Source organism: Gillisella taibaishanensis, assembly GCF_001938985.1.
In the GTDB taxonomy this organism is placed as follows: Bacteria; Pseudomonadota; Alphaproteobacteria; order Rhizobiales; family Rhizobiaceae; genus Allorhizobium; species Allorhizobium taibaishanense.
On sequence record NZ_MKIN01000021.1, the window covers coordinates 1 to 20,302 of the forward strand.

Annotated in this window: 19 protein-coding genes and 1 riboswitch; of the genes, 6 read left to right on the forward strand and 13 right to left on the reverse strand. The window is 59.2% G+C overall.

All coding sequences use genetic code 11. From position 1 onward, the window contains the following. Positions 1–135: 135 nt before the first annotated feature. The 6 genes from BJF91_RS07330 to BJF91_RS07355 all read right to left on the reverse strand — a co-directional run bounded on the left by BJF91_RS07330 (position 136) and on the right by BJF91_RS07355 (position 5,831). Entirely contained in the window at positions 136–747 is a 612-nt protein-coding gene (locus BJF91_RS07330; protein ID WP_075613857.1) for a thiamine phosphate synthase, read from the reverse strand. Further along, entirely contained in the window at positions 744–1,517 is a 774-nt protein-coding gene (locus BJF91_RS07335; RefSeq protein ID WP_075613858.1) for a thiazole synthase, read from the reverse strand. Before BJF91_RS07335 ends, BJF91_RS07330 begins: the two co-directional genes overlap by 4 nt. 1 nt (position 1,518) lies before the next feature. Further along, a complete protein-coding gene (thiS, locus tag BJF91_RS07340) occupies positions 1,519–1,716 on the reverse strand; it encodes a sulfur carrier protein ThiS (RefSeq protein WP_075613859.1) in 198 nt (65 codons plus the stop codon). After that, a complete protein-coding gene (thiO, locus tag BJF91_RS07345) occupies positions 1,716–2,705 on the reverse strand; it encodes a glycine oxidase ThiO (protein WP_075613860.1) in 990 nt (329 codons plus the stop codon). The genes thiS and thiO overlap by 1 nt, the downstream gene beginning before the upstream one ends. A gap of 1 nt (position 2,706) precedes the next feature. Continuing rightward, the gene (thiC, locus tag BJF91_RS07350) at positions 2,707–4,524 is read right to left on the reverse strand and encodes a phosphomethylpyrimidine synthase ThiC (RefSeq protein WP_075613861.1); all 1,818 of its coding nucleotides are present in this window, start codon (positions 4,522–4,524) and stop codon (positions 2,707–2,709) included. Positions 4,525–4,615: 91 nt separating this feature from the next. Continuing rightward, positions 4,616–4,734: riboswitch (TPP riboswitch) on the reverse strand. Positions 4,735–4,796: 62 nt separating this feature from the next. Continuing rightward, on the reverse strand, positions 4,797–5,831 hold the full coding sequence (locus tag BJF91_RS07355) for a dipeptidase (protein WP_407639867.1): 1,035 nt from the start codon (positions 5,829–5,831) through the stop codon (positions 4,797–4,799). Positions 5,832–6,119: 288 nt separating this feature from the next. Here BJF91_RS07355 and BJF91_RS07360 point away from each other — a divergent pair, with 288 nt between their 5' ends. After that, on the forward strand, positions 6,120–7,631 hold the full coding sequence (locus BJF91_RS07360) for a serine hydrolase domain-containing protein (RefSeq protein WP_075613862.1): 1,512 nt from the start codon (positions 6,120–6,122) through the stop codon (positions 7,629–7,631). 104 nt (positions 7,632–7,735) lie between these two features. Here the strand turns inward: BJF91_RS07360 and BJF91_RS07365 are convergent, their stop codons facing one another. The 5 genes from BJF91_RS07365 to BJF91_RS07385 form a co-directional block, all read right to left on the reverse strand. Beyond that, positions 7,736–8,602, reverse strand: a complete 867-nt coding sequence (locus BJF91_RS07365) for a D-amino-acid transaminase (RefSeq protein ID WP_075613863.1) — start codon at positions 8,600–8,602, stop codon at positions 7,736–7,738. 100 nt (positions 8,603–8,702) lie between these two features. Further along, a complete protein-coding gene (locus BJF91_RS07370; RefSeq protein WP_075613864.1) occupies positions 8,703–9,782 on the reverse strand; it encodes a DmpA family aminopeptidase in 1,080 nt (359 codons plus the stop codon). A gap of 82 nt (positions 9,783–9,864) precedes the next feature. Next, entirely contained in the window at positions 9,865–10,368 is a 504-nt protein-coding gene (locus BJF91_RS07375) for a nuclear transport factor 2 family protein (protein WP_075613865.1), read from the reverse strand. A 107-nt stretch (positions 10,369–10,475) separates the two neighbouring features. Next, positions 10,476–11,624: a CaiB/BaiF CoA transferase family protein gene (locus BJF91_RS07380; RefSeq protein ID WP_075613866.1), complete on the reverse strand. Its 1,149-nt coding sequence runs from the start codon at positions 11,622–11,624 to the stop codon at positions 10,476–10,478. A 10-nt stretch (positions 11,625–11,634) separates the two neighbouring features. Further along, a complete protein-coding gene (locus BJF91_RS07385) occupies positions 11,635–12,810 on the reverse strand; it encodes an acyl-CoA dehydrogenase (protein WP_075613867.1) in 1,176 nt (391 codons plus the stop codon). Between the two features lie 101 nt (positions 12,811–12,911). On the opposite strand from BJF91_RS07385, the gene BJF91_RS07390 reads away from it, so the two are divergent. Further along, complete coding sequence (locus BJF91_RS07390) at positions 12,912–13,826, forward strand: LysR family transcriptional regulator (RefSeq protein ID WP_075613868.1); 915 nt, start codon at positions 12,912–12,914, stop codon at positions 13,824–13,826. A 17-nt stretch (positions 13,827–13,843) separates the two neighbouring features. Here BJF91_RS07390 and BJF91_RS07395 read toward each other — a convergent pair whose 3' ends face one another. Beyond that, positions 13,844–14,458 carry a DUF922 domain-containing Zn-dependent protease gene (locus BJF91_RS07395; protein ID WP_075614508.1) on the reverse strand — a complete coding sequence of 205 codons (615 nt, stop codon included), beginning with the start codon at positions 14,456–14,458 and terminating at the stop codon, positions 13,844–13,846. Between the two features lie 271 nt (positions 14,459–14,729). Here BJF91_RS07395 and BJF91_RS07400 point away from each other — a divergent pair, with 271 nt between their 5' ends. Then, on the forward strand, positions 14,730–15,689 hold the full coding sequence (locus tag BJF91_RS07400; protein WP_075613869.1) for a phytanoyl-CoA dioxygenase family protein: 960 nt from the start codon (positions 14,730–14,732) through the stop codon (positions 15,687–15,689). Between the two features lie 12 nt (positions 15,690–15,701). Here BJF91_RS07400 and BJF91_RS07405 read toward each other — a convergent pair whose 3' ends face one another. After that, the gene (locus tag BJF91_RS07405) at positions 15,702–16,421 is read right to left on the reverse strand and encodes a pentapeptide repeat-containing protein (protein ID WP_075613870.1); all 720 of its coding nucleotides are present in this window, start codon (positions 16,419–16,421) and stop codon (positions 15,702–15,704) included. Positions 16,422–16,704: 283 nt separating this feature from the next. Between BJF91_RS07405 and BJF91_RS07410 the strand changes: the two genes are divergently transcribed. The 3 genes from BJF91_RS07410 (at position 16,705) to BJF91_RS07425 (ending at position 20,287) form a co-directional block, all read left to right on the forward strand. After that, a complete protein-coding gene (locus BJF91_RS07410) occupies positions 16,705–17,292 on the forward strand; it encodes an ANTAR domain-containing response regulator (protein WP_075613871.1) in 588 nt (195 codons plus the stop codon). 12 nt (positions 17,293–17,304) lie between these two features. Next, positions 17,305–18,588 carry a CmpA/NrtA family ABC transporter substrate-binding protein gene (locus BJF91_RS07415; protein WP_075613872.1) on the forward strand — a complete coding sequence of 428 codons (1,284 nt, stop codon included), beginning with the start codon at positions 17,305–17,307 and terminating at the stop codon, positions 18,586–18,588. A 400-nt stretch (positions 18,589–18,988) separates the two neighbouring features. Further along, on the forward strand, positions 18,989–20,287 hold the full coding sequence (locus tag BJF91_RS07425; protein WP_075613874.1) for a CmpA/NrtA family ABC transporter substrate-binding protein: 1,299 nt from the start codon (positions 18,989–18,991) through the stop codon (positions 20,285–20,287). The last annotated feature ends 15 nt before the right edge of the window (positions 20,288–20,302 follow it).

Consider the following 20,302-nt stretch of genomic DNA (forward strand, 5'->3'; position numbering starts at 1 on the left):
AGCCGGGTTCTAAGCCCACACCCTCATCATGTCAAACCCATTTTGTAAGTTTTATGACGTTTTTCGTAAGTCATTGATGTTAAATCAGAATATCGAAGGAACTTTTTGCCGGAAGCCAGTTGGACTGCCCCCGCGTCAGCTTTTCCTCCAGGCAGAGGTCTTTTCCAGCCATTGTTTGGTGCGATTTTCCGGATTTTCATTGCGGGTAATGTCCGTCACCACTGCCGCACTGTTTGCTCCATCGGCGAAGACCCCATCCAGACGCTCGACAGTGACCCCGCCGATAGCCACGAGCGGGATAGCGCCGATACGCGCTTTCCAAGCGGCAAGCCTTTCCAAGCCTTGGGGTGCCCATTTCATCTGCTTGAGAATGGTCGGCCAGACAGGACCTAGAGCAACATAGTCCGGTTGCGCAGCCAGTGCCGTCTCCAGTTCAGCTTCATCATGAGTGGAGAGGCCGAGACGCATATTGCCGGCCCGGATGGCTTTCAAATCTGCATCGACCAAATCTTCCTGACCGAGATGGACGAAGTCGCATCCCTCGTCCAAGGCGGGTTTCCAATAGTCGTTGATGATCAGCTGGCAGCCATGGGCCTGACAGACCTCCCTCCCCTGCCGGATATGGCAGCGCAAATCGGCCTCCGATACATCCTTCATGCGCAACTGCACGAGTTTGACGCCAAGAGGGACCAAACGTTCGATCCAGTCTGCGCTGTCGACGATCAGGTAGAAGGGATCGAGTGTCATGCAAATACGCCTTTGCCGATAACAGGAGTGGATGGCACGGCCATGTCACGCGGTTCCAGCAGACCGGAGAGATAGCCGATATGGCCGGCTTCGATGGCGCCTGCGAAGGCCTCGGCCATGCTGGCCGGGTCGGCAGCGGCGGCGACAGCCGTATTGAGCAACACGGCATCAAAACCAAGCTCCATCACTGCCGTTGCGTGGGAGGGGCGGCCGATGCCTGCATCGACGATCAGCGGCACCTCAGGAAATTCGGCACGCATGGCCCGCAGGCCCGGGATATTTTGCGGTCCCATAGCGCTGCCGATTGGCGCGCACCAGGGCATCAGCAATTGACAGCCGGCATTCAAAAGCCGCTCGCCCACCACCAGATCGTCTGTGGTATAAGGAAAGACCTCGAAACCATCTTCGGCCAGAATGCGGGCGGCTTCGACCAGCTGAAAGACGTCGGGCTGTAACGTGTCTTGATGGCCGATCAATTCCAGCTTGATCCAGTTGGTTCGAAACACCTCCCGCGCCATATTGGCCGTCAGCACGGCCTCCTTGACGCTTTGGCATCCGGCGGTATTCGGCAGAACGCGCACGCCGAGATCGCGGATCAGTTCAAAAAAGGCGCCGCCGGACTTGCCGCCTGCGGTTTCACGCCGAAGGGAGACGGTCACAATTTCGGTTTTCGACCGTCGCACGGCCTCTGCCAGAATGGCAGGAGACGGATAGCGGGCCGTACCCAGCAACAAACGCGAGGATAGGTCTACGCCATAGAGTGTCAGCATGTCAGCCTCCCTGCATGGGCGAAAGGATTTCGATCCTATCACCGTCTTTGAGCGAGCAATCCAAACGGTCTTCAGCGTGAATGAGATCGCCATTCACAGCCGTGGCCAGCCACTCACCTTCATACTCGAGGGTGGTGAGCAGAGCCGACAGCGTCTTAGCCGGACTTTCCAGCGCTTCGCCATTAACAATCAACTGCATCAGCTCGCCCTCTTTCTTTGTGCGCCAGCCAAGGCAATTTGAATGCGGTCGGCAGCCTGGCGGGCCATGGCCGGCGCCAGCAGAAAACCGTGGCGATGCATGCCGGCGATGGCCAAACCATCGCTGTTGTCGAGCACCCGTGGCAGATTGTCGGCGAAGGCGGGGCGGATGCCGACACCGGTCTCAATCACCCGCGCTTCGCCAAAGGCGCTGTTGAGCGTATAGGCGGCATTGAGAAATTCCATCAGCGAGCGGGCACTGATCGGGCCGCCATCTTCGGCCTCGATCATCGTCGCGCCGACCATGAAGATATTGTTGTCGCGTGGGACGATGTAGATCGGATGGCGCGGATGCAGCAGGCGGATCGGCCGGTGCAGCCGAATGTCGGGGCTGTGCAGGTAGATCATCTCGCCGCGCACGCCGCGAAGCGTGTCGATGCGGCCGATAGCGGCCGAGCCGGTGCAGTCAATAACTTGATCAAAAGAATGGCGGTCCGGCTCGGTATCAGGACCGAGATGGAACGCGACACCTTGCTCAACGAGAGCACGGTGGAGCCCGGCGAGTGCCTGGCGCGGATCAAGATGGGCTTCATCCGCGAAAAACAGTCCCTTGCGGAACCTGCCGGCGAGATCAGGCTCCAAGGCGCTGATCTCATCGGCATCGAGCCAGCGGTGGCCACGCGTGCGGCTGGCAAAGCGGTTGAGATCCTGCAGGTCGCGGGTCGGGGCGAGAACCAGGGTTCCGGCGCGGGTCACCGAGCCGGGCAAAGCGTCTTCCCACCAGTCGGCTGCAGTAAGGCCGAGCGTCAGCACCAGCTCTTCTGCAGCCTCGCGCTCACAATAAGGTGCGAACATGCCGCCGGCATAGTGTGACGCCCCCTGCCCGATCTGCGGCTTCACGTCATGCACGGCAACGGAGATGCCGCGCCGGGTGAGTTCAAAGGCCAACGCGAGGCCGGCAACGCCGGCCCCCTTGATCAGAACAGGCATATCACTCTCCCGGATTGGAAACCGGCATATAGAGATCGCCGCCCTCGCGGTATTTCGCGGCCATGGCCTCAAGTCCTTCCTTCTGAGCTTCGGCGCGAATGTCGTGCGAGATTTTCATCGAGCAAAATTTCGGGCCGCACATGGAGCAGAAATGCGCAACCTTGTGGGCGTCTTTCGGCAAGGTCTCGTCGTGGAAAGAGCGGGCCGTGTCCGGGTCGAGCGATAGGTTGAACTGATCTTCCCAGCGGAATTCGAAACGGGCGCGGCTCAGCGCATCGTCCCGCACCTGTGCGGCCGGATGGCCCTTGGCGAGGTCAGCGGCGTGGGCAGCGATCTTGTAAGTAATCACGCCGACCTTGACGTCATTGCGATCCGGCAGGCCAAGATGCTCCTTCGGCGTGACATAACAAAGCATGGCCGTGCCAAACCAGCCGATCATCGCGGCACCAATGCCCGAGGTGATATGGTCATAGCCGGGAGCGATGTCGGTGGTGAGTGGTCCAAGCGTGTAGAAGGGCGCTTCGCCGCACACAGCCAATTGCTTGTCCATGTTGGCCTTGATCTTGTGCATTGGCACATGGCCGGGGCCTTCAATCATCACCTGACAATCCTTGGCCCATGCGATCTTGGTCAGCTCGCCCAGCGTTTCCAGCTCGGCAAATTGTGCGGCATCATTAGCGTCGGCAATCGAGCCGGGGCGAAGGCCATCGCCGAGCGAAAACGACACATCGTAAGCGCGGCAGATGTCGCAGATCTCATCAAAATGCTCGTAGAGGAAGCTTTCCTTGTGATGATGCAGACACCACTTGGCCATAATGGAGCCGCCGCGCGAGACAATGCCGGTGACACGGTTGACGGTGAGATGGATATAGGACAGCCGCACCCCGGCATGGATGGTGAAATAATCCACGCCCTGCTCGGCCTGCTCAATCAGCGTATCGCGGAAGACTTCCCATGTGAGGTTTTCGGCAATGCCGTGGACTTTTTCCAGCGCCTGATAGAGCGGCACCGTGCCAATCGGCACTGGCGAATTGCGGATGATCCAATCGCGGATATTGTGGATGTTGCGGCCAGTGGACAGGTCCATCACCGTATCGCCACCCCAGCGGATGGCCCAGACCATTTTTTCCACTTCTTCGGCCATGGACGACGTGACAGCAGAATTGCCAATATTGGCGTTGATCTTGACCAGAAAATTCCGGCCAATAATCATTGGCTCAGCTTCCGGATGGTTGATATTGGCCGGAATGATGGCGCGGCCCATGGCCACTTCCTGCCGCACAAATTCGGGCGTCACATAATCTGGAATGGCGGCACCAAAGCTTTCGCCATCACGGATCAGCGCTTCTTTCGCGGCTTTGCGGCCAATGTTTTCGCGGATGGCAATGAATTCCATCTCTGGCGTAATGATACCTGCACGGGCGTAAGCAAGCTGGGTTACGGCCTTGCCGTCCTTAGCCTTCAGAGGCTGGTGGCGCACCGGAAATTCCGGCGTCAGCTTTTCGCCTGTGGCAAAGCCGTTATCTTCTGGCTTCACATGGCGGCCATCATAAGCTTCCACATTGCCGCGCGCGGTGATCCATTGGCTACGAATGCGCGGCAGGCCCTGATCAATGGCAATGGTGGCTTTGGGATCGGTGTAAGGGCCGGAGGAATCGTAGACATTCACCGGTGGCTCGCCGGATGTTGGGTGCAGCGCGATCTGGCGCATGGGCACACGGATCTCGGGATGCAATTCACCGGGAATGTGGATTTTCGTAGAAGCGGGCAACGGGCCCGTGGTGACTTCGGGTGTCGGAAACTGCGGGGCGATATTCATTTTTGAGGCTCCAAGTGTTCAGGTTGGAGACCCAGTCATGACAGCCGGAATGATGGAAAGACGCTTTCACCAAACCCATCGCGGGCATGGAATAACAGCGCTTGCACCGTCCCTACGCCAGTATGAACTGGATCAGGTTCAACGGGTCACCGCGCTGCTTTTAAGCCTAGCGGAATCTCAGCCCCTTGCGGGACACCCCTGGTGAATGATTGGAGTCTAACGCCAAATAGACGCCGACGTCAATGCAGTGTTCAAGTGGGTAAAGACCTGCGTTACAGGCCCCAGGTCCGCTCGAGAACGGATACCCAATTGCCGTGGCAGATCTTGGCAACAGCCTCCGCGTCATAGCCACGACCGACAAGCCCCTCAACGATTCGCGGCAGGCCGGTCGCGTCTTTAAGTGCTGCCGGAATGGTGGTGCCGTCGAAATCGGAGCCAAGCGCGACATGATCGAGGCCGATGCGGTTCACGATGTAGTCGATATGGTCGAGCAGCACATCAAGCGGCGTATCGACGTTGCGTTGGCCATCCTGGCGCAGGAAAATAACCCCGAAATTGATGCCGACGAGACCACCCGCGTCACGGATCGCATCCAGCTGCCGGTCGGTGAGATTGCGGCTATGAGGGCAAAGGGCATGCACGTTGGAATGGGAGGCGACAAGCGGCGCCTTGGACAGGCTGGCGATGTCCCAGAAGCCTCTTTCGTTCATATGCGAAAGATCGATCATGATCTTCAGCTCGTTGCAAGCGCGCACGAGGTCTGATCCCGCAGGCGTCAGCCCCGGCCCGATATCCGGTGACGAGGGAAAGCGAAATGGCACACCATGCGCAAAAGCATTGGGCCGGCTCCAGACGGGACCGAGCGAGCGCAGGCCGGCCTGATGCAGCACGTAAAGTGCGTCGAGATTTGTAGCGACCGCCTCGATACCCTCGATATGAAAGACAGCGGCAAACACATTGTTTTCGATGCTATGGCGAAGATCCGCGCCGCTGCGGCAGACTTTGAGGCCGCCTTGCGACTTCGCCTCGATGTCGAACAGCAGCCTGGCCATGGCGAGCGTTTCGCTCAAGGCATCCTGTTGGGCCGGCGCGATAAAGTCACCATTGGCATCGGGAGTATGGTGTGGCGATGGAATGAAAATGGCGCAAAGCCCGCCGGCAAGCCCACCCTCGCGTGCTTTCGGCAGGTCGATATGGCCGGGTTGCCCGCCTTCCAGAAAATCCGTGACCGGATCTGGCCGGCCCGACCGCCTCAGCCGCAATAAAACGTCATTGTGACCATCAAAAACCGGAGTGGCCGTCATCATCGCTCTTCCTTATCTTCTATACCGGCCGTCGCGGTCTGGTGAATGTCGATACAGGTCAATGGCTTGACATATCCCGACCGCAAATGCCACCCATCATCGCCGCACCGAGACGCTGACCCCTTATGATGCGCCCCGACCTCGGCGAAGCAGACAGATGTCTTTGCCAGTCCAACCTTGGGCGCAAAGATAACGCTATCATTCCGCCGGGCTGTCGTTCAACAGCGGCAATGCAGGCACCGGGCATATCTCACAGCGCATGTCGCGGCAGAGCTGAAGAATGGATGAAAGATGATGAATTGGGATAAGGCGCAAGCCACCATCGAAGCAATGCTGGCCGATTGGGGACATGGCGCCCAGGCCGTCACCCCCGGCGGCGCGGTGATCGGCTTTGACAAAGACGCGTTCCGGTTTACCGCCTGCGGTGGGCTTGCCGATCTCAGCAGCCGGACTCCTTTCACCGAAGAGACGGTTGTGCGCTATGCCTCTGTCACCAAGCATGCCTTTTGCACCCTGGTCTTGTCTCATCCCGATCGGATCCGCCTTGATGACCGGCTCGGGGAGCATCTGCCCGAGTTGCGAGAGCCACTCGCCAGCGTGTCGGTGGGCCGGGCACTCGATATGAGCGGCGGTCTGCCGGATGTCAGAGAAATGCTGAGCCTGCTCGGGTTTTCCGTCTACTCGGAAACCAGGAAGGACGCTTTGCTGGATTTTCTCAGCCGGCAGACGCGGCTGAATTTCGCCGCAGGCACGGAGGTTTCCTATTCCAATACCGGCTACCGGCTGGTCGAGGCTGCTCTTGAGCGGCAGGGGATCTATTTCCGCGACTATATCCGCTCGGCGGGCCAGGAAGCGGGCGCAATCTTCGATGCACCCGACGTCTGGAACGACGTCGTCGCTGGACTTGTCCCCGGCTATTGGCATGACGACGCGAAATGGCAGCTTGCCGCCGCCGGTCTGCATATTTCGGCCTCCGGCAGCATGACCGGTAGCGTCCGTTCGCTGGCCTTATGGCTCCAGGCACTCCTGAAGGGTGATGGTCGACTTGCCGGCCGGCTGCAAGAGATGAGCGGACCGCGCCTGCTCGCCGATGGGCGGGAAAGCGGCTACGGGCTTGGACTGGCCCAGACGAAGTTCGGCGACAAGGTTTTTATCGGCCATGGCGGATCGCATCCCGGCTACAAGACGTATTTCCTGCTCGATCCCGAAACCGGAGTTGGCTTTGCCGTCGTCTCCAATCGCGAGGACACCAATGGCGCCAAGATTGCGCAGGCGGCGATGGTGGCCCTGCTCGATCTGCCGCTGCCGCGTCTATCGAGGGCGCTGCGCGACGGGCTTTATGTCGAAGACAGCGGCCCGAACTGGATAGAGGTAAAAGGTGCGAGCATTATTTCGCTCGACGCGGAAGACACCGCCTATGATGATGGTGAGGGATGGGTCTCGTCGCGCTCATCGACATCGCCCATCAGGCTGCGGATGGAGGGCGACGACATCGTTGGTGACGTCGGCCATGCACCGCGCCGCTATCGGCCAGCGCGGGACGAAGGTGTGCCTGAGGATCTGTCAGGCAGCTGGCAATCGCATGAAGGTGCGCGGTTCGATATCCACGACGGACAGCTGATCATGGGCATCGGCCCGACTCGCCCCGCCATGCCATTGCACAGCCTGGGTGGCGGACGCTTCCTCTTTACCTTGCGCGACGGTCCCTGGACCAAGCGCATCTGCCTGAACCGGCTTGATGACGGCAGGGTTGAACTGGTGCTGGCCCGCGCCCGGATGATCGAATATCACCGGGCGCGATAGAGCACCGGCCGAAAAGTGGGAACCGGTTTTCGGAAAACTCCGATGCGCAAACAAAAAGTTAGAGCATCGTGCCGATTCCGATTTTCGGCACGATGCTCTAGAATTTAAATGGCCGTCTTGCGGGCGTTTTCCATGTAGAGTGCCCGCAGGCGGGTCACGACCGGACCTGGCTTGCCGTCTCCGACAGGCTTGCCATCAATGACAGTGATCGGCACGATGAAGTTAGAGGCGCTGGTAAGCGCGGCTTCACGGGCGTTCAACGCCTCTTCCAGGCTGAAGGGCCGCTGCTCGATGGTCAAGCCATGCTCTTCGGCCAGCTGCAGCAACGCCGCGCGGGTGCAGCCGGGCAGTGTCGCATTGCTGTTGGCCCGGGTAATGATCTTGTTGTCGGCCGTGACGATATAAGCGGTCGACGACGCACCTTCGGTGATCATCCCGTCTTCGATCATCCAGGCCTCGTCGCAGCCGGCAGCCTTTGCGGCGCGCTTGGCCAGCACCTGCGGCAGCAGGCAGACGCTCTTGATATCGCGCCGCTCCCAGCGCTGGTCGGGCACAGTCTTTACCTTCAGGCCCTTTTCCATCACGCTTCCCTGATCCAGCGACTTTGCCTGGGTAAACATCAGCAGAGTCGGCGCGAGATCTTCGGAATAGAGGAAGTTACGGTCTTCGGCACCGCGGGTATATTGCAGATAGATCATGCCTTCCCGCAGATTGTTATCCGCGATCAGCCGCCGTTCGGCAGCGACGATCTCGTCCGTGGTGACCGGCAGCCGGCCGCCGATTTCGCCGACGCTGCGCTCCAGCCGCGCCATATGCAAGGCGCTGTCGATCAGCTTGCCATCCAGCACCGCCGTCACCTCATAGATGCCATCGCCGAACAGGAACCCACGATCGAAAATCGAGATATGGGCTTCGTTTTCGGGCAGGAAGGCGCCGTTGAGATAAACGGTGCGAAGAGAGGGGCTGGACATGCGAACTCCTGGAATGAGCCGGGAAGCTGAAATCAGACCTCCCGAAGAGACAAGCGACAAAAAGACAGGCGACGATTACAACAGCGACGACCTCAGCCGATTATCGCAGGTCGAGTCCGTCATCTGGTCGTGAGGGCCGACGGATGGCGTCGAGATGAATGGCTTGAACTGAAGACGGTTTGCCCGTTGTGCAATTATACCCCGTCATCGGCAAGCCCATGGTCAGCGAATTGAGGATCGCCTCCTCCGTTGCCTCGATAACGGCTTCGAAAAGCGGCGAAACGACGTCATTGGCGAGATATTCGACGGTCATCAGCCCTTTGCGGCGCGCCGGCGTTAGCCTGACGCTTTCCGCCGTCGAAAAGGCGAGCGCATAATCGCCCGACCCGTTGCTGAGCGCCGCACCTGTGCGGGCAAGACCGCCAAAGCAGCGTTCGGCAAGCCGCTTCAGATTGCGGGAACAGAGCGGCGCATCGGTCGCAACCACCATGACGATCGAGCCGTCCTTGTCGTGCAGCGCTTTCGTATCATAGGCCTGTCCGGCAAGTGTCAGATGGCCGCCGTAATTGGATTGGACCAAAACACCTATTGTATAGACCGTGCCACTGACGCTGATCTGCCGCGAACTCGTGCCGATGCCGCCCTTGAGGCCGAAGGCGACGGTTCCGGTGCCAGCTCCGACGGCTCCCTCCGCCACCGGCCCTGGCCTAGCAGAATCGATCGCGGCCTCAATCTCCGCCGTGTCTGGACGCGCGGCCCTGATGTCATTGAGACGACCGTCATTGGTTTCGCCGACCACGGCATTGATCGATGTCACGCGCTCGTCACCGGGTTGGGCCAGCGTATAGCGATTGACGGCCTCAATGGCACGGCCGACGGCCAGCGTATTGGTGAGCACGATAGGCGTTTCGAGTTCGCCGAGTTCGCTGATCTGCGTGCTGCCGGCAAACTTACCGAAGCCGTTGAACACCGCAAAGCCGGCCGGCACCTTGTCCTGAAAGAGATTGCCGCCATGAGGCAGAATGGCAGTCGCGCCGGTGCGTGTTCGCTCGCCCTCGATCAAGGTAATATGGCCGACTGTCACGCCCGCCACATCTGTCATCGCGTTGAGCGGGCCGGTCGGATAATGGCCGACTGGCCCGCCGATATCCCTGAACCGCTTTTGCCGGAATGTCGTCACATGCGCGCCCTTTCAAATCAGGCGGCACAATAGGCTCGACATCGGCAAACATCACGGCAAAACTGGAGATATCCCCCAGTTGTTATGGTTTCAGTGCGCCATCCCAGTGCTCGTCCGCCTTGCCGTCGACGAACCGCCACATGTCGAACCAGGTTGTCGTATAGGTCTTTGTAGGATCCTTGGGGTCTTTGACGTCGCGGACGGTGGCGACCGTGACGAGATCACCTTCGGCGACGACAGCAACCACCTTGGCAGCCATCTTTTCAGGAATAGGCTTCTGCGTCTGCTTCAGCACCTTGGTGAAATAGTCGACCACGCCCTGGATGCCGGAGACGGCATTGGGATTGTGCTGGATGTAGCGAGTGGTGAGATATTGATCAGCTAGCTCCCAATGGCCGGCTTCCAGCAGATCCTTGAAGATATGATAGGCGGCCTGCTTGTTGCGGTTCAGCACAGGATCGGTGCTGGTGAACAGTGCGTCGGTATCGGCTGCGGCGGTCACAGCCTCCTGGGCGAAAGCCGGTGATACCAAAACAGGCGACGCGAGAGCTGCTGTCACCGTCAGGGCAAGGAAGAGAGATTTCATGAGGCGATCCAAATAAGGTTGCGATAGGCCGAGACCTTATTCATGGGGACCTGAGAGGCAAGACGGCAGTTTTCCCGCCGATAGGCAGAAAAACATAACCGTTCTACTCAGGCTCGCTTGCCAATCTCGGCAAGGATATCCTGCCGATGCTCGTCCAGACGTGGCGCGCGCCGCTCTGTCGCGAGTTCCGCTTCGGAAAAACGGATCGGCGTGCGAAGCCCAGGCACGCCATCCGGTGTGATCTTCATCTCCCGGAACGCAAACTGCGGATCGGCGAAGAGATCGGCGACGGTGTTGATCGGCCCGGCTGGCACCGTTGCTGCCTCGAGCTTCTGCAGCAGATCGTCTCTGGAGAACTGCCGCGTCCGGTCCTCCATAACCGTCGTCAGCTGGTCGCGATGGGCAACCCGGGCGGAATTGGTGGCAAATTCCGGCGTCTGCGCCAGGGGAGAAAGACCGAGCAGGTCACAGAGACGCACGAACTGCCCATCGTTGCCGCAGGCTATGATGATGTGGCCGTCCGAGACCGGAAAGGTCTGATAGGGCGCGATATTGGGATGGGCATTGCCCATGCGCTTCGGCACCACGCCCGACGCGGCATAATTCATCGCCTGATTGGCGAGCACAGCGCCCATGCAATCGAACAGCGCCATGTCTATGGCTTGGCCCCTGCCTGTCTTCTCCCGCTGCGCCAAAGCCGCCTGGATGGCGACAACGCCGTAAAGACCGGTGAAGATATCGGCAAAGGCGACGCCGATCTTCTGCGGCGCGCCATCTGGCTCGCCTGTGAGGTCCATGATGCCGCTCATGCCCTGGATCATGAAGTCATAGCCAGCGCGTTGGGCGTAAGGTCCATCCTGTCCGAAGCCGGTAACCGAGCAATAGATCAGGCGCGGGTTGATCTCCTTCAGGCTATCGTAGTCGAGCCCATATTTGGCGAGCCCGCCGACCTTGAAATTCTCGATCACCACATCCGCCGACGCGATCAGCGCCTTGACGATCTCGATATCCTCGGCCCGGGTAAAATCGGCGGCAATCGAGCGTTTGCCGCGATTGCAGGCATGGAAATAGGCCGCAGCCTTTTCAACGCCATCATCAATGAAGGGAGGCCCCCAGGTGCGGGTATCGTCGCCTTGCGGGCTTTCCACCTTGATCACATCGGCGCCGAGATCGGCCAGCGTCTGGCCGATCCAGGGACCGGCCAGAATCCGTGCGAGTTCAATGACCTTCAGGCCGTGCAGCGGCGCATTGGACATGGGTAAAACCTCAGAAAAATGCCTGGATACCGGTCTGGGCGCGGCCAAGAATCAGCGCGTGCACATCATGGGTGCCTTCGTAGGTATTGACCGTTTCCAGGTTCTGCGCGTGGCGCATGACGTGATATTCGATCTGGATGCCGTTGCCGCCATGCATGTCGCGGGCCATGCGGGCGATATCGAGCGCCTTCCCGCAATTGTTGCGCTTGACGATCGAGATCATCTCCGGCGCCATCTTGTGCTCGTCCATCAAACGCCCGACCCGCAGCGAGGCCTGGAGGCCAAGGGAGATTTCCGTCTGCATGTCCGCGAGCTTCTTCTGGAACAGCTGCATGCCGGCCAGCGGCTTGCCGAACTGGTGCCGGTCGAGACCGTATTGGCGCGCCCGCAGCCAGCAATCCTCGGCAGCGCCGAGTACGCCCCAGGAAATGCCGTAACGTGCCCGGTTGAGGCAGCCGAACGGGCCCTTCAGGCCTGACACGCCAGGCAGCAGCGCATCCTCGCCAACTTCGACACTGTCCATGACGATTTCACCCGTGATCGAAGCGCGCAGCGACAGCTTGCCGCCGATCTTCGGCGCCGACAGGCCCTTCATCCCCTTCTCCAGCACGAAGCCGCGGATCTCGCCGCCATGAGCTTCCGACTTCGCCCAGACCACGAAGACATCGGCGATCGGCGCGTTGGAAATCCACATCTTCGAGCCGCGCAGCCGGTAGCCGCCTTCGATCTTCTCAGCGCGGGTCTTCATCCCGCCCGGATCGGAGCCGGCATCCGGCTCGGTCAGGCCGAAGCAGCCGATGAGCTCGCCGGACACCAGACCCGGCAGATACTTGTCCTTCTGCTCTTCCGAGCCATAGGCAAAGATAGGATAGATAACCAGCGAGGACTGCACGCTCATCATCGAGCGAAAACCGGAATCGACCCGCTCAACTTCCCGCGCCACCAGGCCGTAGCTAACGTAATTGGCGCCGGCTGCGCCGTATTTTTCCGGCAGCGTCACCCCGAGCAGACCGGCCTTGCCCATCAGCGGAAACAGGCCGCGTTCGGTCGTTTCGTTGAGATACATGTCGGCTACGCGGGGCGCCAATTCCGCCTCGGAGAAAGCGGCGGCGGCATCGCGGATCATCCGCTCTTCTTCGCTTAACTGGTCTTCAAGCAGAAAAGGGTCGTTCCAGGCAAAGCTCATGGCATCCTCGCGTCAAAATCAGATTGGCGCTACTGTCGCAGATCGACGCGTGTTTGCAAAACCATGTTTACGAAACCGGATATGAGTTATAGTCATATCTGATGAAGCTCATTCCTCGCCGCCTCCTGCCGTCTACCAGCGCCCTCGTCACGCTCGATGCCGTGGCGCGGCTCGGCAGCTTTTCGGCTGCCGCCAACGAACTGAACCTGACCCAGGGTGCGATCAGCCGACAGATCCAGTCGCTCGAAGAGCAGCTGGGCACGCAGCTATTCCTGCGCAACGGTCGCGGCGTGATCCCGACGCAACGAGGCGAAAATTTTCACAAGTCGATCCAGGCGGCGCTGACTCTAATCCAAGATGCATCGCTGGAGGCCATCACGGGCGCCAAGGACAACGCGCTGAATATCGCGATATTGCCTACGTTCGGAACGCGCTGGCTTCTGCCGCGCATTTCCAGCTTCGTTGCCGCGCATCCGCATATCAATCTGAATTTCGCGACCCGCATCGGCCAGTTCGACTTCGATGTCGAGCAACTCGACGCCGCCATTCATATCGGCAAGCCGAATTGGCCGCGCGCCTCCTGCACCTTCTTAATGGATGAAACCGTAGCCCCGGTTTGCAGCCCTGCCTTCCTGGCTGCTAACAAAATCCTGTCTGACGCCGATCTTGCGAGCTTTCCGCTGATCCAGATGAAATCGCGGCCCTTTGCATGGGAGCACTGGTTTGCCAGCGCCGGGATTGAGGCAACGCCCCATGCCGCCATGAGTTTCGAGCAATTCATGAATGTCGCACAAGCCTGCATCGCCGGCCTCGGCATCGCATTGATGCCGCTGTTTCTGATCGGCCCGGAGCTTGAAAGCGGGCAATTAGTGCTGGCCTCCCATCACACCGTCAAAAGCCAGAGCAGCTACTATCTCGTCGCACCAGATAACAGGCAGACGTCGCGACCTCGTGCGGCATTTTCACAGTGGCTGCTGAAAGAGGCTAAAAACTTTGCCGCAGCGGAGAGCGAGTAACGGTTCACCCTTCACCCTCACCCACCATTGACCAGAGCCAGGATCAATTGCTGGATCGGCCCGCCCGGCGCCATTTCCGACTGCTCGAACACCCGGTCTCGCTCCCGTTTACGGTCTGAGATTTCACCCAGCTTCTCGGTCAAGGTGGTTCGGATCTTCTTGCAGCCGGGGTCATCGGCTACCCTTAGGCCAACGCTCGCAGCCTCGATCTCCTTGACCATATCGATGATATGCCGGCCGTGGCCCCGTTCGTGGGTCTCGATACCGGCAATGAATTTCGCCCAATTCTCCCGCACCGGACTTGGCAGCGATGCCGATGGGCGCGGCAGCGTGTAGACGACAGTCAGCTTCGGCACGGCGGTCTCCAGCACGCAAGCGCCATCCTGCTGCGGCAAATATTTCCGCGTCCATGTCAGCTTGAACGTGGTGTGCGCAATAACATGCATCGACTTACCCGTGCCGATAACCGGCCCCTTCTCGCCAATGGACTGGTAGAGCTGCGGGCCGGTTTTTCCCTCAATCGAATAGGGCGCAATTTTCTCGAGCGGCTGCCAATCGGCAGACAGCGCGGGAACGGCGGAAAACAGAATTGCCGTGACTGCAGTCAACGCCGCTAAATGTGCTATGGTCATTCGCATGAGGTTGCGGAGATCGGTCGATACGCAAGGCATGGCTGTTCATGTTCCTGTGACAAGGCGACCTTATTTACACCAAAGAGCGGCAGGTTTTCCTAGATTTTTTTGACAAAGCCAATTTGCTCTTTGTCGCAAAAGAAGCAGTAAATAACTGAAATAGCGACATCGTCTCGTTTTCGCCATATTTCCCGACTGAAATTGTTATATAATAAATAGGAATATTATCAATAAGTTTTATATCAAACACCGTGGCCAGGAGCTGGAAGCTATGCAGACGATTGGATCGAACGTGCAAGACCTTGAATCTGTTGCCCGCAAGGGGAGCGCTTTTCGCCGCATCGCGGTACGAATTCCCACCTACATAGCCGATGTCAAAGAGAATCCGGCCTGGTTGCCGATGTTTATGCTGGCGAGGACCCTGCCGGGCCGTAATCTGCATTGGCTCACAGCGCGCAAGCATAAGCCGATGCCGCGTGCCGAAAGCAGCATGTTCGCCGCTGACAGCACCACAGCGACCAGCGCGCTTCGCAACGATGGAATTTTCACCGGCCTGCAGTTGCCGCAACCGATTCACGAGGCGATCTTAGACCATGCCCTTTCGACACCCGTGTTTGGAAATTTCAGCCGAAAGCTGGAATTCAAAGCCGGCGACCATGGCGAGGCCGAAAAAACTTTTGGTCGCACCATCCTAAGCGGGCATTTGTTTGAGCGCAGCCTAGATTGTGAGGCGGTTCGCGCCGTCCAGCGTGATCCGTTGCTGACCGATGTCGCCAAATCCTATCTGGGTGCCCAGGCGCAACTCATCACGACGCGGGTCTGGTGGAGCTTTCCGACAGCCGCCACCGAGCAGGACCGCAGCATGGCCTCCCTCGACAAATTCCATTTCGACCTCGACGATTGGCGCATGTTGAAATTCTTCTTCAACATCAACAGTGTCGATGAGGGAACCGGGCCGCATGTCTTCGTGAAGGGGAGCCATCGCCGCCGGCGGCTGAAGCACCAGCTGACCCTTCTGGTCGGTCATCCCGCCGAGGATGTGCTGGACTATTATGGCAAGGACAGCAGGGTTACGCTGACAGGACCGGCCGGTTCCGGTTTCGTCGAAGATCCCTTTGGGTTTCATATGGGAACAGTGCCAACGGCACGGCCTCGGCTGATGATGGAAGTCGGCTTTGGCGTCTCCAAACCATCCAAGCGCCGCTTCCACGGCGAGCCGATTTTGCGCTGATGCTTTAACGCATCAATCGGCCGGGCATGGCCAATCCGCCGGATTGGTCAGGCCCGTCGGCAGCTTTGTTTTGGCGTCACCGCAAGCCAAATTCACCTGTTCCTGCTTCAAGCCTGTGGCCGTGGAGAGATCCGCGCCTTCGATCCGCGTGCGAAACAGGAAGGCATCGTCGAAATCCACGCCCCCGTCTAGGCGGGCGCCAACGAGGCTTGCTCGCGATAGATTCGCGAGAGAGAATTTCGCTCCCATCAGGATCGATTTTTCAAAGTTGACACGGCTGAGCTCGGCCTTGGTAAAATCGGCACCGGCAAGATTGGCGCCGCCGAGATTGACCCTTTGCATTTCCGCCGACACGAAACTGGCGTCCACCGCCGACAGGTTCGACATTTCCGCGCGGTAGGATTCGATGCGGTCGAATTTGGCGCCATCGGCATTGGTGTTTGCGAGAGATGCGCGAATCAACGTCGCCTTTTCAAGGTTGGCACCTTTCAGACTGGAATTACCAAGGTCCGTAAAACTCACATCGGCGTCATAAAGATTTGCTCCGCTTAAGTCGCTACCGCCCAGCATCAATTGGCGCTTGCGGCATTCCGACCAGTCCACTTTGCTTACCGGACCGCTGCTGCAGTCCGACGCATGCGCTGTCGCAGGCAAAAAGCTTAATGTAGCGACAGTCAGGCAGGCTGCGGCCCATGCAGCAATTTTGGTATCTTGAAACAAAGCACATCGCATCAGATCGAACCCAACCTCTCCTTTTGGCCATCCATGGTATCCGGCACTGCCACAACCATGCACCCTCCCCGGTGTTCCCCATTGACATATGGAAACCACAGCGAGCGTCAAGCCTCCGCATTGGCTTATCTAGCCAAGAATAAATTATGATGACCAACAAAAACCTGACAGCGCGCAAAATCGTGATGATCGAAAAATGGCGCCGACGCTCGCAGAACAAATTGCCCTTGCGCGCATCGGCAATGGAATTGTCAAGCTTTTCGCAGTGCGGTAAGCCTGATGCGTGACCCATAGCGATCTGACCATTCTTGTCATCGATGAAAATGCCATCCGCGCCTCGATTATCGAGGAAGGCCTGCGGGAGGCAGGGCATCTGCATGTCACGATTATCAATGAAGTGCATGGCATTGCTCGCAGCATCGAGACACTGGCGCCCGACGTGATCATCATCGATCTCGAGAGCCCGAACCGGGATATGCTGGAACACCTGTTTCAACTCAGCCGCAGCGTCAGCCGGCCGATCGCCATGTTCGTCGACCGGGCAGATACAGAGTCGATTGCCGCAGCAGTCGATGCCGGCGTCTCCGCCTATATCGTCGACGGGCTGCGCAAGGAGCGGGTCAAGCCGATTCTCGATATGGCCGTCATCCGCTTTCGCGCCTTTGACCGGCTGCAACGGGAATTGACGGAAGCGCGCACCGCGCTCGAAGAACGCAAAGTCATCGAGCGAGCCAAGGGCATTCTGATGAAGCTGCGCGGGCTTTCAGAAGAAGAGGCTTTTGCGCTGCTGCGCCAGAGTGCCATGAACGAAAAAAAGAAAATGGCAGAGATCGCCCAGAGCGTCGTCACTGCCGCAAGCCTTTTGATGTGAGGACGCCAGATCATGACCGAGGCCGCCACACAGAAGACCAGTCAGACAGTACCGCTTTCAGCGCCGCAGACGACCCGCATGGAAGCAAAGCATCTGCGCGCCGGTTTCATTCCGCTCGTCGACGCCTCCGTGCTGATCGCTGCCGTCGAATTCGGCTTTGCCGCACGTCAGGGCTTGGCGATCGATCTGGTCAAGGATGTGTCCTGGGCCAATGTCCGCGACCGGCTAGCGTTCCAGCAGTTCGATATTGCCCATATGCTGTCGCCGATGCCGGTTGCCTCCATGCTCGGGCTTGGCTCAAACCCTTCGCCGACCATCACGCCCTTTTCGCTCGGCCAGGGCGGCAACGCGATCACGCTGTCGGTGCGGCTGTTTCAGCGCATGGAAGACACCGGGCTGATTGCCGCCGGCTCCGACGCCCTCGCCAATGCAAAGGCGCTGGCCGCAGTTCTTTCGACTATGCGCAGTGCCGGCGAGCCGATGCCGACCTTCGGCATGACCTATCCGTTTTCCTCGCATAATTACGAGTTTCGGTATTGGTTGGCCGCCGGCGGTATCGATCCTGACCGGGATGTCCGTCTTGTTGTGGTGCCGCCACCGCTGACTTCGGATGCGCTGGCCGCCGGTGCAATCGATGGTTTTTGCGTCGGCGCGCCCTGGAACATGGTGGCTTCCGAGCGCGGTGTCGGACGTATCGTTGCCGCCAAACAGGATATCTGGCCATCGGCCCCGGAAAAGGTGCTGGGCATGCGGCCAGATTGGGCCGAGAGCAATCAGGACACGGTTATCAGGCTAATCACCGCGCTCGACGAAGCCGCTCGCTGGTGCGACCAACCCGGCAATCGCGACGCCCTGACCGAGGCCCTGTCCTCAGCACGCTACATTGGGGCACCCGGCGACATCATCCGCCATGTGCTTGATGGCGTCTTCCATCTCGATGCCAAGGGCAACCAGCGGGTGGTCGACCATTATTTCCGCTTTCACACCGATCAAGCCAATTACCCGCGACCGAGCCAGGCACTGTGGATCTACAGCCAGATGATCCGATGGGGGCAGACGCGGTTTGACGCGGAGGTGGTGGCAAAGGCGTCGTCCGCTTTCCGGCCGGACATCTACCGCGCAGCGCTTGGCCTTCCCGACACGCTCGCTGCGGATGATCTGCGCGTCGAAGGTGCTATGGAGCGAGACAGGTTCATTGACGGCATGATTTTCGACCCCGCGGATATCGCCGCTTATGTAGCCGGATTTCCCGTGCGTGCTGAGCCTGAAGTGCCGGCAGGATCAGACGACATCTGATTGCATTTCGGTCACGACTCTCGCCGCCTAAATGAGCAGCGACCAATAAATAGACAAATTTTGAAGCACAGGAACGTGGTCCATGGCCGGCTCGCTCCCGATGCCCCAAACAGCTGCGGATTGGTCTACGTTATTTTTATATATTCTTTTCAATGATCTAATGCATATATTTCGTCGAAATCGGCAAAAATATCCGACCCACCCCACTAACTGGCACGACGCTTGCTTCAGTATCTGCAGGCGGTCAACGGCGATCGCACAGAAATAGCGCAGCTCTCTGCGCTTCCATGAGACATCGACGTCGCAAGGTTTTTTGAGCGGACACCTCCCGGTCCGCACGAAACACTTTGCGGCGTCTTTTTGCGTTTTGTCCCTTGCCCGCACCGACAGGAGCCACGCCATGCCCAGCATCATCACCAAAGGCCTCAACCGCCGCTCGCTTCTCAAAGCCACCGGCACCGTCGCAACGCTTGCCGCGGCCCGGGCTCTGCTGCCTTCCGGCGCGATGGCTGCCACCGCGGCACCGGAAGTCAACGCAGCAAAGCTGGGCTACATCGCCCTGACGGATGCTGCTCCGCTGATCATTGCCCAGGAAAAGGGCCTGTTTGCAAAATATGGCATGACCGGCGTCGAGGTGGCGAAGCAGGCATCGTGGGGCGCGACACGCGACAATCTGGTGCTCGGCGGCGCGGCAAACGGCATCGATGGCGCCCATATCCTGACGCCGATGCCCTACCTGATGCAGACCGGCAAGGTGACGCAGAACAATGTACCGGTGCCGATGGCGATCCTCTCCCGCCTCAATCTCGACAGCCAGGGCATTTCGGTTGCCAAGGAATATGCCTCGACGGGCGTGGCGCTCGATGCCGGCAAGCTGAAGGAAGCCTTTGCCGAGAAGAAAGCCAAGGCCGGCGAGGTCAAGGTTGCCATGACCTTCCCTGGCGGCACCCATGATCTGTGGCTCCGCTACTGGCTGGCAGCAGGCGGCATCGATCCGGATAAGGACGTGTCCACCATCGTCGTGCCGCCGCCGCAGATGGTTGCCAACATGAAAGTCGGCACCATGGACGCCTTTTGCGTCGGCGAGCCTTGGAACGAGCAGCTCGTGAACCAGGGCATCGGCTTTACCGCCTGCACCACCGGCGAGCTTTGGAAGGGTCATCCGGAGAAGGCGTTTTCCATGCGCGCCGATTGGGTCGAGAAGAACCCCAACGCCACCAAGGCGCTTGTTATGGCGATCATGGAAGCGCAGATGTGGTGCGACAAGATGGAGAACAAGGCCGAAATGGCCGACATTCTCGGCAAGCGCCAATGGTTCAACGTGCCGCCGAAAGACGTGCTCGGCCGCCTGAAGGGCACGATCAATTACGGCAATGGCCGCCTCGTCGAAAATACCGGCCTGCAGATGAAATTCTGGCAGGATCACGCTTCCTATCCCTTCAAGAGCCATGACCTCTGGTTCCTCACGGAAAATATGCGCTGGGGCAAGTTCGCCGCCGATTCCGACATGAAAACGCTGGTGGACAAGGTCAACCGCGAAGACATCTGGCGCGCTGCCGCCAAGGAGCTGTCAGTGGCCGCTGCCGATATTCCGACCTCCACCTCGCGTGGCAAGGAGACCTTTTTCGACGGCAAGGTCTTCGATCCTGAAAATCCGAAAGCCTATCTCGACAGCCTTGCCATCAAGGCGACGGCGTGAACCGGCAGAAGAGGA